The 15,099-nt window shown below is 72.7% G+C and carries 13 protein-coding genes; 2 read left to right on the top strand and 11 right to left on the bottom strand.

What is annotated here, in order from left to right:
* Nucleotide 1: 1 nt before the first annotated feature.
* From DCW30_RS15215 to DCW30_RS15180, 8 genes are all read right to left on the bottom strand, one after another.
* Complete coding sequence (locus tag DCW30_RS15215) at nt 2-787, bottom strand: ABC transporter ATP-binding protein (RefSeq protein ID WP_076687383.1); 786 nt, start codon at nt 785-787, stop codon at nt 2-4.
* Nucleotides 784-1,713 (bottom strand): FecCD family ABC transporter permease, encoded by a 930-nt coding sequence (locus DCW30_RS15210; protein WP_079250432.1) that lies wholly within the window; start codon nt 1,711-1,713, stop codon nt 784-786. Before DCW30_RS15210 ends, DCW30_RS15215 begins: the two co-directional genes overlap by 4 nt.
* 80 nt (nt 1,714-1,793) lie before the next feature.
* On the bottom strand, nt 1,794-2,816 hold the full coding sequence (locus DCW30_RS15205; RefSeq protein ID WP_076687382.1) for a FecCD family ABC transporter permease: 1,023 nt from the start codon (nt 2,814-2,816) through the stop codon (nt 1,794-1,796).
* Nucleotides 2,813-3,811: an ABC transporter substrate-binding protein gene (locus DCW30_RS15200; protein ID WP_076689609.1), complete on the bottom strand. Its 999-nt coding sequence runs from the start codon at nt 3,809-3,811 to the stop codon at nt 2,813-2,815. The genes DCW30_RS15205 and DCW30_RS15200 overlap by 4 nt, the downstream gene beginning before the upstream one ends.
* Before the next feature lie 87 nt (nt 3,812-3,898).
* Nucleotides 3,899-4,747, bottom strand: a complete 849-nt coding sequence (locus DCW30_RS15195) for a siderophore-interacting protein (protein WP_076687381.1) — start codon at nt 4,745-4,747, stop codon at nt 3,899-3,901.
* The gene (locus DCW30_RS15190; protein ID WP_062780220.1) at nt 4,744-4,983 is read right to left on the bottom strand and encodes a phosphopantetheine-binding protein; all 240 of its coding nucleotides are present in this window, start codon (nt 4,981-4,983) and stop codon (nt 4,744-4,746) included. Before DCW30_RS15190 ends, DCW30_RS15195 begins: the two co-directional genes overlap by 4 nt.
* Before the next feature lie 373 nt (nt 4,984-5,356).
* The gene (locus tag DCW30_RS15185; RefSeq protein WP_076687380.1) at nt 5,357-5,797 is read right to left on the bottom strand and encodes an OsmC family protein; all 441 of its coding nucleotides are present in this window, start codon (nt 5,795-5,797) and stop codon (nt 5,357-5,359) included.
* A gap of 457 nt (nt 5,798-6,254) precedes the next feature.
* Nucleotides 6,255-7,121 (bottom strand): SigB/SigF/SigG family RNA polymerase sigma factor, encoded by an 867-nt coding sequence (locus DCW30_RS15180; protein WP_076687379.1) that lies wholly within the window; start codon nt 7,119-7,121, stop codon nt 6,255-6,257.
* A gap of 819 nt (nt 7,122-7,940) precedes the next feature.
* Here DCW30_RS15180 and DCW30_RS15170 point away from each other — a divergent pair.
* On the top strand, nt 7,941-9,128 hold the full coding sequence (locus DCW30_RS15170; protein WP_076687378.1) for a PP2C family protein-serine/threonine phosphatase: 1,188 nt from the start codon (nt 7,941-7,943) through the stop codon (nt 9,126-9,128).
* A 128-nt stretch (nt 9,129-9,256) separates the two neighbouring features.
* Nucleotides 9,257-9,724, top strand: a complete 468-nt coding sequence (locus DCW30_RS37045) for a hypothetical protein (RefSeq protein WP_062770590.1) — start codon at nt 9,257-9,259, stop codon at nt 9,722-9,724.
* A gap of 98 nt (nt 9,725-9,822) precedes the next feature.
* Here the strand turns inward: DCW30_RS37045 and glgB are convergent, their stop codons facing one another.
* From glgB to treS, 3 genes are all read right to left on the bottom strand, one after another.
* Nucleotides 9,823-12,075 carry a 1,4-alpha-glucan branching enzyme gene (gene glgB, locus DCW30_RS15160; RefSeq protein ID WP_076689607.1) on the bottom strand — a complete coding sequence of 751 codons (2,253 nt, stop codon included), beginning with the start codon at nt 12,073-12,075 and terminating at the stop codon, nt 9,823-9,825.
* A gap of 45 nt (nt 12,076-12,120) precedes the next feature.
* Nucleotides 12,121-13,461, bottom strand: a complete 1,341-nt coding sequence (locus DCW30_RS15155; RefSeq protein WP_076687377.1) for a maltokinase N-terminal cap-like domain-containing protein — start codon at nt 13,459-13,461, stop codon at nt 12,121-12,123.
* Nucleotides 13,462-13,476: 15 nt separating this feature from the next.
* A partial coding sequence (treS, locus tag DCW30_RS15150) for a maltose alpha-D-glucosyltransferase (RefSeq protein WP_129299899.1) occupies nt 13,477-15,099 on the bottom strand: 1,623 nt, incomplete at its 5' end.

Below are 15,099 nucleotides of genomic sequence, written 5' to 3'. Positions count from 1 at the left end.
GTCACTCTCCTTGCAGGGTGGGGACGACCATCGGCGTGTCCGTCACCGGGTCGGGGACGACGATGCTCGGCAGGTCGAACACGTCCTTGATCAGCGCGGCGTCCACCACGTCGGTGGGGTCGCCCTCGGCGACGATCCGGCCGTCCTTCATGGCCACCAGGTGGTCGGCGAAGCGGCACGCCTGGTTGATGTCGTGCAGCACGGCGATGACCGTGCGGCCCTCGTCGCGCAACTTTGCGAGCAGGCCGAGGAGTTGGTACTGGTGGGTGATGTCCAGGAACGACGTCGGCTCGTCCAGGAGCAGGTAGGGCGTCTCCTGGGCGAGGACCATCGCCATCCACACCCGCTGGCGCTGGCCGCCGGACAGTTCCTGGACGGGGCGGTCGCCCAGGTCGGCGACGCCCGCGGCCTCCATGGCGCCGGTGACGGCGTCCTCGTCGGCCGCCGACCACAGGGCCAGCATCGACTGGTGGGGGAAGCGTCCGCGGCCCACCAGCTGGCGGACCTTGATGTCGTCGGGGGCCAGCGGGTCCTGCGGCAGGAAGCCGAGCTGCTTGGCCAGCGCCTTGGCGGGGTAACCGCCGACCTCGCGGCCGTCCAGCTCCACCTGCCCCGACGCGGGGCGCAGCAGCCGCACGAGCGCGCGCAGCAGGGTGGACTTGCCACAGGCGTTGGGCCCCACGATGGCGGTGAACGCGCCGTCGGGCACATCCAGGTCCAGCCGTGTGGAGACCACCCGGTCTCCGTAGCGCAGGGTGATGTCCCGCGCGGTCAGGCGTGCGCTCACGCGCGCCTCACCTCCTTGGTCAGCAGCCAGATCAGGTAACAGCCGCCGATCGCGGTGCTCACCACGCCGACGGGGAGGGCGACGGGCGCGAGGAGCATCTGGGCGATCAGGTCGGCTCCTTGGAGCAGCACGGCGCCGGTCAGCGCGGCGGGCAGCAGCGGTACGCCGGCGGCGCCCGCGAGCCTGCGGCCGATCTGCGGGGCGGCGAGGGCGACGAACACGATGGGTCCGGTCACGGCGGTCACCGTGGCCGTGCAGCCGACGCCGACGAGGACCATGAGCAGCCGCAGCCGGTCGAGGCGGACCCCGGTGGACGAGGCGACCGCGTCACCGAGCGACGCCTGGTGCATGGCGTGCGCCTGGGTGGCCAGCACGACGAGGAGCACGCCGATCACGGTGAACGGGATGCCGAGGTCGTCCCAGCCGACGCCGTTGAGCGAGCCCGCGCTCCAGCCGACGGCGGCGATCGCCACCTCCAGTTCGGCGCGGAGCACGATCCAGGAGTTGACGGCGGTCACCATCGCGTTGACGGCGATGCCGATCACCACCAGGCGGAGCCCGGAGAAGCCCTTGTCGAACGAGAGCAGGTAGATCGTGGCGGCCACGACGAGTCCGCCCGCCACCGAGCCGACGGCCAGTTGGGCGGAGGTGCCCGACAGGACGGTGAGGGCCACCAGGGCGCCGGAGTAGGCGCCCGCGTCGAGGCCGATGACGTCGGGGCTGCCCATCGGGTTGCGGGTCAGGTTCTGGAAGATGGCCCCCGCGACGCCGAGCGCGGCGCCGAAGACCAGCGCGGCGAGGACGCGCGGGAGGCGCCAGTCCTGGATGACCACGGAGGGGTCGGCGCCGCTCAGCGCGGCGAACACCTCGCCGGGGCTCGACCAGGAGGCGCCGTAGCAGAGCCCGAGCAGGCCGAGGCCCAGCATCAGGGCGACGAGCACGGCGACGAGGATGATCGTGCGGCGTTGGACCCTGATCCGGCCGCGCACCAGCGGTACGAGCGCGGTCACAATGATCCCTCCCCGAAGCGGCGGACGGCCCAGATGAGCATGGGGCCGCCGAGGAACGCGGTCACGACGGCCACCGGCACCTCGCCGGTGGGCAGCAGCACCCGGGAGCCGATGTCGGCGACGAGCAGCAGGATCGGGCCGAGGACCATCGAGTGGAGGACCAGCCAGGGCACCGAGCCCGCGGCGATCCTGCGGACGAGGTGCGGCACGATGAGGCCGACGAAGAGGATCGGCCCGGCCACCGCCGTCGCCGCGCCGCTGAGCACGGTGATGAGGACGAGCGTGATGGCCCGTACGCGGTTCACCTCGGCGCCCAGAGTGTGCGCCACGCTCTCGCCCATGGTCAGGGCGTTGAGCGCCCTGCTCAGCGCGAGGGCGCCCACCAGGCACACCACGATGGCGGTCAACGGCCAGACGAGCGGCGCCTGTTCGCGGGCGGCGAGCGAGCCGACCGACCAGAACCGGTAGACGTCGAAGACGTCGGGGAGCATCAGCCGCATGCCGAGCGCGACGCCGGTGAGAACGGCGGTCAGGGCCACGCCGGTCAGGACGAGACGCAGCGGCGAGCGGCGCCCGACGGTGGCGACGAGCAGCGCCGCGAGCACCGAACCGAGGACCGCGCAGCCCAGCTGGCCCGCCTGACCGGCCGCGAAGCCGAGCCCGGAGCCGAGGGTGATGGCGAACCCGGCGCCCGCGGTGACGCCGAGGACGCCGGGTTCGGCCAGCGGGTTGCGGGCCAGCGTCTGGATCAGCGCGCCCGCCACCGCGAGGGCGGCGCCCACGGCGACGGCGAGCAGCGCGCGGGGCGCCCGGACGTCACGCACGATGACGTGGTCGTCGGTGCCCTGGTGGTCGAGCAGGGCGCGCACGACGTCGACGGGCGAGATGGAGCGGGCGCCGACGCCGACGCTGACCACGGCGATCGCCGCGAGCAGCACGAATCCGCCGATGAGCAGCCCTGCCTGGGGCACGCCCCGCTGTGTCGTCGCCGCCCCCGTCGTGCGGCCTGCGGCGGTCACGACTTCAGCAGCGGCGCGAACGACTCGTCGATCGCGTCCAGGGTCTGCATGGCCTGCCCGTAGGTCGCGGCCTCGGTGTAGCGGATCGGGAAGGTCTTCTTGGCCTTGACGGCCGAGAGGTTCTTCCAGAGCTTGGAGTCCATGACGTACTTCACCGACTCGGGGACGCTGCCGTCGGCGTTGACGGAGTAGGTGATGGCGTCGGCCTCGGCGAGCCCGTCGGGCAGTTCCTCCAGGGAGGGGTACTCGCTGACCGCGCGCGAGCCGGGGCCCGGCTTCTTGACCTTGCCGTAGTACGTCGCGCCGACGTCCTCGGCGATGTTGGTGCCCCACGAGCCGCCGAACTCGCGCTGGAAGGTGCCCTTGGCGACCTCTCCGTACGCGCCGATGTGGCCCAGCTTCAGGTCGGGCAGCACGTTCTTGTACTTCTTGGCGAGGCCCGCGGCCTTGTCCTCGTACGCCTTCTGCGTGGCGTCGAACTTCTTGAGCGCGCCCGCGGCGTCGGCCTGCTTGCGGGACTGCTCGCGCCAGGCGGACGGCACGGTCGGGCCGATGGCGACGACGGGCGCGATGGACTTCAGGCGCTGCATGTCGATGTCGCCGAGGACGGGGGCCGGCACGCCGATGACGATGAGGTCGGGCTCGGCCTCGGCGATGGCCTCGTAGTTGGTCTCGGCCGCCTGCTCGCCCGCCACCTTGGAGAGCTTCTTGTAGGTGGCCAGGTCCTTCTTGCTCATCATCGGCTCGCCGCGCTTCCACGACGAGATGCCGACGAGCGGCGCTTCCGCCTCGATCATGACGGGCACGGCGTAGCCGGTGGCGACCACGCGCTTGGGGTTCGCCGGGATCTTGATCTTGCCGTTGTCGGCGGCGAAGGTCCGGGTCCTGGCGTCCCCGGCCTTGTCCGAGCCGCCGTCGGAGGACGAGCCGCAGCCGGTGACGACCAGGGCGAGCGTCACGGCGCCCGCCAGGGCCGAGGATCTGCGGAGGGGCATGGTGCGTACGGACATGGGTGACTCCTTGGTTCGGGTGGGGAAGAGCGGTGCGGGGACGTCGGTCCGCAGGTGCGGGAGGGAAGCGGGTCAGTGGTCGTCGTCGAAGTCGGCGACGCCCCGCTTCCAGTAGCCGGTGATGCCGACGTCGGCCTTGTCCAGGCGCAGTTCGTCGCGGACCCAGCGGCGCAGCGGCTTGATCTGCCCCGCCTCCCCCGCGGCCCACACGTACAGCCGCTCGCCCTCGGGCACGGTCACCCCGGTCACGGCCCGCGCGAGGGCGTCGCCGGTGCCGGGGGCACGGTCGCCGCGGTGCAGCCAGTGCACCTCGAAGCCGTCGGGCGCGGAGAGCTCGATCTCCTGCGTGGCGTCGGCGACCTCGATGAACGCCCAGCCCTTGGCCGTGCGGGGCAGTTCTTCGAGCCACCGCGCGATGGCGGGCAGTGCCGTGATGTCACCCGCGAGCAGGTAACGGTCGTACGTGTGCGGGACGATGAGGCCGCCGGGCGGCCCCGCGAGGTGGATGACGGCGCCGGGCTCGACGGCGGACGCCCAGTCGGACGCGAGGCCGCCGTCATGCGGGGCGATGTCGATGTCGATCTCGGCGGTGGCCGGGTCGTAGCGGCGGACGGTGTACTCGCGCGAGGTGGGCGAGGGCCGCGGCCAGCGCAGCATCGTCCCGTTCTGCTCGGGCAGGCGCAGGGAGCCGTCCGGTTCGGGGAAGATGAGTTTCACGTGCTCGTCGGGGGCGTGGGCCTCGAAGCCCTGCGCGCCGGGGCCGCCGAGGGTCACGCGCAGCAGACCGGAGCCGACCATGGCGGTGCGCACGACCTCGGTGGCGCGCACCTGGATCGGGTAGCCGACCTTCTCGGCGTGCCGGCCCGCGCGGACCTCGGCGATCCGCTCCAGGTGGCGGTGCCTGTGGTCCTCGCGCGTCATGCCTCACGGCCCGTCAGGAGCGCGGTCCAGTGCCCCAGTTCGGGCCGCTCGGCGAGGTCGGGGAACTCCACGGCGCCCGCGCCCGCCGCGCGCCAGCGCTCGATCAGCATCATGATGCGCACCGAGTCCAGACCGTGGTCGAGCAGGTTGTCGTCGGGGCCGAGCTCGGCGGGGTCGCAGTCGAGGAGCCCCGCGACGTCGGCGCGTATCCGCTCGGGCGACAGGGTCTGGTTCATCGGTGCTCCTGCGAGGCTTCGGCGCCGTCGGCGGGGTCGGCGCGGCGGCGGTGGGTGGATCGCGGCGCCCCAGCGCGGTGCGACGGCTCGCACGTCTGGTCATGGCGCAGCGCGGGGAGTTCGGACGCGTCCGGTGTACGCGGACCTCCGCGCGGTCGGACGCCTCCGGCGTGCGGTCACGTCACGGTGCGGCGGACGCCCCCACCGCACGAGGCGACGAGAACCACCGATCCGCCGCACGGGCCGCATCCGCTCCCCCTTGGCTAGGCAAGGCTAACCTAACTAAACGCGCGGAGCGCACGCAACCGATCACGCGACGCCCCCCGCATCACCCTTTGCCCCTCTTTGAGTTATCCGCTTGCCCCTCTTTGGGTTATCCGCCCATGAACAGCATGGTTCCGTCGGGCCCGGCGGCCTCGACGCGGGCGCCGTGTTCGACGGTGCGGCTCACGGTGCAGTACTTCTCGTGGGTCAGGCGGATGGCACGTTCGAGCGCCTCGGCGGTGTCCGCGTCCCCCTCGGGCAGGTCGAGTTCGTAGGAGACGCGGACCATGCCGACGCGGCCTTCGTCCTCGGGGCGGGACACCGACTCCACGACGACGCGCAGAGCGTCGTGGTCGACGGCGCGGGCGGTGCGGTCCACGACGAGTCCGCCGCAGCCGCCGAGCGCGGCGAGGAGCAGTTCGACGGGGGTGAAGGAGGGCTGGGCCCCGGGGTCGTCGGCGGCGGCGACGCGGACCTCGGCGCCGCGGTCGTTGCGGGCGGTCCAGTCACGTTCGCCGTTGCGTACGGCTTCGATGCGGTAGTCGGCCATGGCGGAACGGTAACCACGACCGGGCCCCGCATCACGCAGGCCGGTCCGAGGCCGCGGCGCGCGAAGTCGCCGGGCGGGGCGCGGGAGTGACGGACCGGCAGCGGCTCGGCGGGGCCGTCGGGCCCGCACACGGGCGGTGGGGAGCCCGCGTGCCCCACACACGCGGACTCCCCGTTGTGCGCCCCTTCCCCCAGCAGCCGTCGCCGGGAGCGAGCGGCGGCCGCGGTGGTGATTCTGCCGAGAACGCGCGCGGATCTCATCCCGCACCCGCGACTTTCGGTAACCTTGTGTGTTCAAGGAGTGGCGAGAAGTGACGGATGTGGGGCCGCGGACGCGTTGCGGCGGCCCACCGGGCGCACGGCCGCCCCATACAAATACCGCCGGGTGGCGTGAATGCCCCGCTCGCAGCCAGACCGGAACTGGGCGTCTCGGGGTCCGCGCGAGGCCCGGTCCGGCGTCAGTCGCGGGCCAGCAGTCCCTCGCGCAACCGCAAAAGCGTCCGGGAGAGCAGCCGTGACACGTGCATCTGCGAGATGCCGAGGACGGCGCCGATCTCCGCCTGGGTCATCTCCTGGCCGAAGCGCATCTCGATGATGCGGCGCTCCCGCTCCGGCAGGTCGGCGAGGAGCGGCGCCAGGGCGTGCAGGTGCTCGAACGCGTCGATGGCGGGGTCGGTGTCGCCCATGACGTCGGCGAGCGAACGGCCGCCCCGGTAGGTCTCCCCCTCGTCGCCCAGGCCCTGCGGGGCGTCCAGGGACCCCGCGGCGTACCCGTTGGCGGCCATGATGCCCTCCAGCGCCTGTTCCTCGGTCACCCCGAGGTCGGCGGCCAGCTCCTTGACCGTCGGCTCACGGCCGAGCGCGGAGGAGAGCCGCTCCTGGGCCACGGCCAGCTGGGAGCGGAGCTCCTGGAGCCTGCGCGGGACGTGCACGGCCCAGCTGGTGTCCCGGAAGTAGCGCTTGATCTCCCCGAGGACGCAGGGGACGGCGAACGAGACGAACTCGGAGCCGCGGTCCACGTCGTAGCGGTCGATGGCCTTGATCAGCCCCACCGTGCCGACCTGCACGATGTCCTCCATGTGCCCGTTGCCGCGGTTGCGGAAGCGGCCGGCCACGTAGTGCACGAGCGAGAGGTTCATCTCGATCAGGGTGTCGCGCGCGTACCGGTGCTCGGGCGTGCCCTCCGGCAGGTCCCGCAGCCGCTCGAAGAAGAGCTTCGACAGCTCCCGCGCGTCCTTCGGGGCGACCTGGCCCGCGTCGTCGATCCGGGGCAGCTCGCCGGCCTCCTGCCGGGCCGGTCCCGGCGCCTCCGGCCGGAGCGGCACGGCGGCCTCACCTCGCGTCGGCGCGGCGGCCTCACCCGGCGTCGCCTCAGCGGCCTCGGTCCCTGCCCCGGTCGGCGCGGCGGCCTCACCCGGCGTCGCCTCAGCGGCCTCGGTCCCTGCCTCGGTCGGCGCGGCGGCTCCCGTCCCGGTCGGCGCGGCAGCCTCGCCCGGCGTCGCCTCAGCGGCCCCGGCCCCGGTCGGCACACCGGTCCCTGCCCCGGCCCCGGTCAGGATGGCTGCCTCGGTCGGCACGGCGGCTCCGGCCCTGGCCTCGGTCGGCGCGGCGGCCTCCCTCGGCGTCGCCTCAGCGGCCTCGGTCCCGGTGGGCACGGCGGTCCCTGCCCCGGCCCCGGTGGGCACGCCGGTCCCTGCCCCGGCCCCGGTCGGCGCGGCGGCTCCGGTCCCGGTCGGCACGGCGGCCTCGCCCGGCGTCGCCTCAGCGGCCCCGGCCCCGGCCCCGGTCGGCACCGCGGCCCCCGTCCCGGTCGGCACCGCGGCCGCGGTCCAGGGCCCGCCCGCCGGTTCGGTCGCCTCGTCCACACCGGCCGTTCGAAGAAACATGCTTCCGCTCGCCTCCACGCTCATGACTCACACCTCCTCGATCCGCGCACCCGCGGCGACCGAAGCCCGCACCCGTCCTCCTGCGGTCCCCGGTGTGATTCCGCGGGCGGAGGGGCGTCCACCGGGTCTTTCCTCACCCGTCCGCGGGACCAAAGCCACCTCTCCCCCGGTCCCGAAGACCTGCCCGCCCGGCAGCCCGCGCCCGCCGGGCGGGATCGTGACGGCGGTGTGAGACTGCCTCTGAGGTGGTGAACACAGATGTCGAGTCCGTCCGGCGTGCCAGGCCCCGGAGAGCAGTTCCTGGAACAGTTGCTCACCGCCGTCCACGCGGCGCCCGCGCTGGAGCTTCCCGACGTGGTCCACCGCTTCGCCGACGCGGCGGGCCTCGACCGGATCGACCTGTACCTGGTCGACCTCCAGCAGCGCTGTCTGGTGCCGCTGGCCGACGGGCCGAGCACCCTCGGCGTGGACAGCTCCGTCGCCGGTTCGGCCTACCGAGCCCATGAGCTGCGCGTGGAGGAGAGCGCCCACGGCCGGCTCACCGCCTGGCTGCCATTGATCGACGGGGTGGAGCGGCTGGGCGTCATCGGCGTCACGGCGCCGGCCCTGGACGGCACGGTGCTGCGCCACTGCCGGGTGCTGAGCTCCATCCTGGCCATGGCGATCACCTCGAAGCGGGCGTCGAGCGACAGCTTCGCGCGGCGCACCAGGTCCCAGAACATGCAGCTGCCCGCCGAGATGCTCCGGGCCTTCCTGCCCCCTCGTACGATCGGCAACGCCCACGTCGTCTCCACCGCGGTCCTCGAACCGGCGTACGAGATCGGCGGCGACGTCTTCGACCACTCCCTGACCCGGTCCACCCTGCACGTGGCGATCCTCGACGCCATGGGGCACAACCTCGCCTCGGGCCTCACCACCGCCGTGGCCATGGCGGGGTGCCGCAACGCCCGGCGGGCCGGGGTCGAGCTGCCCTCGCTCGTGGAGAAGATCCAGGAGGCGATCGCCCAGTGGCTGCCCGAGCAGTTCTGCACGGGCATCCTCGCCCAGCTCGACCTGGCCACGGGCATCCTGCGGTGGTGCAACTGCGGCCATCCGGCGCCCCTGCTCATCCGGGACCACCGGGTGCTCGACCACGCCCTCGAACGGCCGCCGCAGCCGCCGATGGGGACGCCCGCGTCGCTGGCCGACGTCGACTGGGTCGTCCACAAGGAGCCGCTGCAGCCGGGTGACCGGGTGCTGATGTACACCGACGGCGTCACCGAACTGCGCACCGGGAACGGCGGTGAGTTCGGCCTCCAGCGGTTCGTGGACAGCATCATCCGGTCGACCGCCGCGGGCGAACGGCCGCCGGAGGCCCTGCGTCAGCTCATCCACTCCATCCTCGACCGGCAGGACAACCAGCTCCGTGACGACGCGACCCTGCTGCTCCTGGAGTGGCGGCCCTGAGCCGCGGGGAACGGCCCGCGGACCGGACCGCCCTATACGTCGCCACGTGTGTTCCCGGCCCAGCGGGATACACGGCAGGGCAACGGCAGGACACCGACACGCGCCGCGCAGTGAGGAGTACGGGCACCATGGGGAACGAGGACGCCACCGGCGACGAGGTCTACCAGCCCGACGCGGGCGAGATACGCGAGGACGACGGAATCCTCGACCCGGAGGACACGCTCGGCGACCAGGAGTCCGACCCCTACGACGAGGGCTGGGCCCCGCCGGAGCGCCCGCTCGCCGCGACCCGCACCGGCACCACGGCCGAGGAGCAGCACGAGGGCGAGAGCCTCGCGGAACGGCTCTCCGAGGAGCGCCCCGACCCGGCGCTCAGCGTGCCCGACCCGGTGGAGGACGACGAGGCCGCCGACGACATGGCACGGGTCGACGAACCCCTCGACGAGCCTCCCTCGGCCGATCCCGACGAGGAGCCGCTGCTCCCTCCGGACGAGGGAGCCGTGGAGGACCCGCAGGACGCCGCCGTGCACGACATGCTCGGCGAGGACATGGGCGTCGAGGACGGCGAAGGGGTGGCCGAGGCGCACACCCCGTAGCACCGCACGGGGCGTTCAACGACCCCGACCGCGGGGTGTTCATCGCCCCGCCGGTCTGACCCGGCCCGGCCGGGGAGGCCGGGCCGGACCGACGGCGTTCACTCCGGGCGCAGCCAGACCGTGGCCAGGGGCGGCAGGGTCAGGCGCAGCCGGGCGGGGCGGCCGTGTGCGGGGGCGGGCTGGGCCATGAGCGGTTCCGGGTCGCGGACGTCGCTGCCCCCGTACGCGGCGGCGTCGGTGTTGAGCACCTCGCGCCAGGCCGTGCCCGCCCGGTCCACGCCGAGCGGGTAGTCGTGGCGGACGACCGGGGCGAAGTTGGAGACGGCGAGCAGCGGTGTGCCGTCCGCCGCGTACCGCAGGAAAGCCAGGACGTTGTCCTGGGCGGCGTCCGCCACGATCCAGGAGAACCCGGCCGGGTCGGTGTCCCGCTCCCAGAGGGCGGGCGTCTCCCGGTACTGGTGGTTGAGGTCGCGCACCAGGCGCCGGACACCGTTGTGGTCCCGCTCCGCGGGGTAGGCCGGGTCGAGCAGCCACCAGTCGAGCCCCTGCTCCTGCGACCACTCGCCGCCCTGGGCGAACTCCTGGCCCATGAACAGGAGTTGTTTGCCGGGGTGGGCCCACATGTAGCCGAGGTAGGCGCGGTGGTTGGCCCGGCGCTGCCACCAGTCGCCGGGCATCTTGGAGACGAGCGCCTGCTTGCCGTGGACGACCTCGTCGTGGGAGAGCGGCAGGACGTAGTTCTCGCTGTAGGCGTACACCATCGAGAACGTCATCTCGTTGTGGTGGTACTCGCGGTGCACGGGGTCGCGCTTGATGTACTCCAGGGAGTCGTGCGACCAGCCCATGTTCCACTTCAGGCCGAAGCCGAGACCGCCCAGGCCGTCGGGGCCGACGTCATGGGTGGCCCGGGTCACGCCGTTCCACGCCGTCGACTCCTCGGCGATCGTGACGACGCCGGGGCAGCGGCGGTAGACGGTGGCGTTCATCTCCTGGAGGAAGGCGACCGCGTCGAGGTTCTCCCGGCCGCCGTGCTCGTTGGGGGACCACTGCCCCTCCTCGCGCGAGTAGTCGAGGTAGAGCATCGAGGCGACCGCGTCGACACGCAGGCCGTCGATGTGGAACTCCTCGCACCAGTAGACGGCGTTGGCCACCAGGAAGTTGCGCACCTCCCTGCGGCCGTAGTCGAAGGTGAGGGTGCCCCAGTCGGGGTGCTCGGCGCGCCGGGGGTCCCCCGGCTCGTAGAGGTGCGCGCCGTCGAAGTGCGCGAGCGCCCAGTCGTCCTTCGGGAAGTGGGCGGGGACCCAGTCGAGGAGCACGCCGACCCCGGCCTGGTGCAGCCTGTCGACCAGGTACCGGAAGTCGTCCGGCGTGCCCAGGCGGGACGTGGGCGCGTAGAAGCCGGTGACCTGGTAGCCCCAGGACCCGCTGAAGGGGAACTCCGCGACGGGCATCAGCTCGACGTGGGTGAAGCCCGCGTCGGTGACGTAGTCGGTCAGTTCGTCGGCGAGCCGGCGGTAGGTCAGCCCCGGTCGCCAGGACGGGAGGTGGACCTCGTACACCGAGAAGGGGGCCTCGTGCACCGGGCGGTCCGCGCGGTGGGCCATCCAGGCGTCGTCCGCCCACGTGTAGGAGGACTCGGTGACCACCGACGCGGTGTTGGGCGGCACCTCCGCCCTGCGGGCCATCGGGTCCGCGCGCAGGGTGTGGGTGCCGTCGGGGCGGGTGATGTCGAACTTGTAGACCGTCCCCGGGCCGAGGCCGGGCACGAACAGCTCCCACACGCCGCTCGAACCGAGCGAACGCATGGGGTGGGCCGTCCCGTCCCAGCAGCTGAAGTCGCCGCTGAGGCGCACACCTCTGGCGTGCGGCGCCCATACGGTGAAGCGGGTGCCGCTCACCCCCTGGTGGGTCATCGGGTGCGCGCCGAGCGCCTTCCAGAGCTGTTCGTGGCGGCCCTCGCCGATCAGATGGAGGTCGTACTCACCGAGGGCGGGCAGAAATCGGTAGGGGTCCTGGTATTCGGTCTCCGGGCCGTCGTAGGCGACGGTCAGCCGGTACTCCGGGAGCGCGTCCGACGCGGGCCCTTCGGACGGCAGGACCGCGGAGAAGAAGCCATCGCCCATGTCGTTCAGCGGGACGCGCCGCTCGCCGGTGAGGAGCGTGACGGCGCGGGCGTAGGGACGCAGGACGACGAAGGCCACACCGCCGGGCGCCGGGTGTGCGCCGAGCACGGCGTGGGGGTCGTGGTGGGTGCCCGCGAGGAGCCGCCGCCGGTCCTCGTCGGCGAGCGGGGCCTCGGGTGCGCGGTCCGGGCGTCCGGCGGCGGGCCGGGTGACGACGGGGGCGCGCAGGACGGCCGCGGGGTCGGTGGGGTGGGTCTCGGTGGTGGTCACGGATCAGCTCTCCTCTGCGAGGCGGGCGATCGCCGCCATGGGGACCGGCAGCCAGTCGGGTCGGTGCCTGGCCTCGTACAGCGCTTCGTAGACCGCCCGGTCCGTCTGGTAGGCCCGGAGCAGTTCGGTCTCGGTGCGCGGGTCCCACGTCGCCTCGGCGGCGTAGCCCGCGCAGTACGCGTCCCGGCAGCGCCGCACCCAGGAGGAGCGGCGCGGGTGGTGGGTGTGGGCCGCGTAGTCGAAGGAGCGCAGCATGCCCGCGACGTCCCGTACGGGAGTCTGGGCGTTGCGCCGCTCCGCGAGGGGCCTGGCCGGTTCGCCCTCGAAGTCGATGACGAACCACCGGTCCCCGGCCCGGAGGACCTGGCCGAGGTGGAGGTCGCCGTGGATGCGCTGGGCGGGGCGGCCGAGGCCGCGCGCCGCGACCGCCGCGTAGGCGGCCCGCAGCCGTGAGACGTAGGGGACGAGCCCCGGCAGCTGCCGGGCCGCGGTCTCCAGGCGTCCGGTCATGGCCGCGGCGAGCCGGGGGCCGCCGTGCGGGTCCGGCGGCTCGGTCGGGAAGGCCCCGGCCAGCGCGAGGTGCACCTCGGCGGTGGCGCGCCCCAGCTCGAAGGACTCGTCGGCGAAGTCGGCTCCGGAGGCCAGCGACTGGAGCGCGAGGGTCCAGCCGTCCCTGGCCTCGCGCAGGAACGGCTGGAGCACGCCGAGCGTCATCTTCCGCGGCTCGGTGGTCCAGAACCACGCCACGGGGGCGGGCACCCGGGCGCAGCCACCGCCCGCGAGCGCCCGCGGCACCTCCAGGTCGGGGTTGATGCCGTACTGGATGCGCCGGAACAGCTTCAGGATGTACGCGTCGCCGTACACGAGGGAGGTGTTGGACTGCTCCCCGTCCAGGAGCCGGGGCGGCAGCCCCTCCGGCACCACGCTGCGCGCGTCCCGTTCGAAGCGCAGCGGGCCCGTGGCTCCGGGGACCCGCAGGCGCTCCAGGAGCAGCCCGGCCGACCAGGGGTCGAGGAGGGCGTCGTAGACGGTGAGGCCCGCGAGGGGGCCCGCGTCGGGGCGGCCGATGACGGCGTGGTGGAGCCGGGCGGGCAGGTGTTCGCGGACGCCGAGGATGAGCTGGTAGCAGTCGTCGGGCCGTCCCGTGTGCCCGGTGCGGATCAGCAGGTGCAGGCACCCCGGGTGCAGTTCGGTGCTCGACATCACGGACAGGTCCGTCACGGGCCTGCCCTTGCCCGCGAACCAGCGCTGCCTCGGCAGCCACTCCCGGAGGAGCCCGGCCAGCGAGGTCAGCAGCTGTGGGGGGCTGAGGCTGCTGGGTGACTGCGATGCGGTCTGCAGCATGCGCGACAGGTCCCTTCAGAAGTGCACCGCGGGCGCGGTCGGACGTCGTGGCTGGTCGGACAGGCGGAACCAGTAGAAGCCGTGACCGGCGAGGGTCAGGAGGTACGGCAGTTCGCCGATGGCCGGGAAGCGCACCCCGCCGACCAGCTCCACGGGATGGCGTCCTGCGTAGGCCCGAAGGTCCAGCTCCGTCGGCTGGGCGAAGCGGGAGAAATTGGACACGCAGAGCGCCAAGTCGTCCCCGTGCTCGCGGAGGTAGGCGAGGACGGCGGGGTTGGAGGAGGGGAGTTCGGTGTAGGTGCCCAGGCCGAAGGCGGGGTTCTGTTTGCGGATCTCGATCATCCTGCGGGTCCAGTGCAGGAGCGAGGAGGGCGAGGACATGGAGGCCTCGACGTTGGTGACCTGGTAGCCGTAGACCGGGTCCATGATCGTGGGGAGGTAGAGGCGGCCGGGGTCGCAGGAGGAGAAGCCCGCGTTGCGGTCGGGGGTCCACTGCATCGGGGTGCGGACCGCGTCGCGGTCGCCGAGCCAGATGTTGTCGCCCATGCCGATCTCGTCGCCGTAGTAGAGGATCGGCGAGCCCGGCAGGGACAGCAGCAGGGCGGTGAAGAGTTCGATCTGGTTGCGGTCGTTGTCCAGGAGGGTGGCGAGGCGGCGGCGGATGCCGATGTTGGCGCGCATGCGCGGGTCCTTGGCGTACTCCGCGTACATGTAGTCGCGCTCCTCGTCGGTGACCATCTCCAGGGTCAGCTCGTCGTGGTTGCGCAGGAAGATGCCCCACTGGCAGCCCGCCGGGATCGCCGGCGTCTTCGCCAGGATCTCGGAGACGGGGTAGCGGGACTCACGCCGCACCGCCATGAAGATGCGCGGCATGACGGGGAAGTGGAACGCCATGTGGCACTCGTCCCCGCCCTTCTCGTAGTCCCCGAAGTAGTCGACCACGTCCTCGGGCCACTGGTTGGCCTCGGCGAGCAGGACGGTGTCGGGGTAGTGGGCGTCGATCTCCGCGCGCACCCGCTTGAGGAGGTCGTGGGTGCGGGGGAGGTTCTCGCAGTTGGTGCCCTCTTCGGCGTAGAGGTAGGGGACGGCGTCGAGTCGGAAGCCGTCGATGCCGAGGTCGAGCCAGAAGCGCAGGGCGGAGATGATCTCTTCCTGGACGGCCGGGTTCTCGTAGTTGAGGTCGGGCTGGTGGGAGAAGAAGCGGTGCCAGTAGTACTGCTTGCGGACCGGGTCGAAGGTCCAGTTGGAGGCCTCGGTGTCGACGAAGATGATGCGGGCGTCGCCGTACTGCTTGTCGTCGTCGGCCCAGACGTAGTAGTCGCCGTAGGGTCCTTCGGGGTCGGTGCGCGAGGCCTGGAACCACGGGTGCTGATCGCTGGTGTGGTTCATGACGAAGTCGATGATGACGCGCATCCCGCGCTGGTGGGCGCTGTCGACGAACTCCACGAAGTCCGCCAGGTCACCGAACTCCGGCAGCACCGCCGTGTAGTCGGAGACGTCGTAACCGCCGTCGCGTAAGGGGGACTTGAAGAAGGGCGGCAGCCAGAGGCAGTCCACGCCGAGCCACTGGAGGTAGTCGAGCTTGGCGGTGATGCCCTTCAGGTCCCCGATGCCGTCGCCGTTGCTGTCCTGGAAGGA

Source organism: Streptomyces alfalfae (assembly GCF_004127445.1).
In the GTDB taxonomy this organism is placed as follows: Bacteria; Actinomycetota; Actinomycetes; order Streptomycetales; family Streptomycetaceae; genus Streptomyces; species Streptomyces alfalfae.
Note: the sequence above shows the minus strand (reverse complement) of the source record. Positions and strands in the feature narration are given on the sequence as shown.

Coding starts and splice junctions, on each gene's coding strand:
- DCW30_RS15190 (WP_062780220.1), bottom strand. CDS start 4,983: ATGAACCAGACCCTGTCGCCCGAGCGGATACGCGCCGACGTCGCGGGG.
- DCW30_RS15155 (WP_076687377.1), bottom strand. CDS start 13,461: ATGCTGCAGACCGCATCGCAGTCACCCAGCAGCCTCAGCCCCCCACAG.
- DCW30_RS37045 (WP_062770590.1), top strand. CDS start 9,257: ATGGGGAACGAGGACGCCACCGGCGACGAGGTCTACCAGCCCGACGCG.
- DCW30_RS15200 (WP_076689609.1), bottom strand. CDS start 3,811: ATGCCCCTCCGCAGATCCTCGGCCCTGGCGGGCGCCGTGACGCTCGCC.
- DCW30_RS15210 (WP_079250432.1), bottom strand. CDS start 1,713: ATGCTGGGCCTCGGCCTGCTCGGGCTCTGCTACGGCGCCTCCTGGTCG.
- DCW30_RS15195 (WP_076687381.1), bottom strand. CDS start 4,747: ATGACGCGCGAGGACCACAGGCACCGCCACCTGGAGCGGATCGCCGAG.
- DCW30_RS15185 (WP_076687380.1), bottom strand. CDS start 5,797: ATGGCCGACTACCGCATCGAAGCCGTACGCAACGGCGAACGTGACTGG.
- DCW30_RS15170 (WP_076687378.1), top strand. CDS start 7,941: ATGTCGAGTCCGTCCGGCGTGCCAGGCCCCGGAGAGCAGTTCCTGGAA.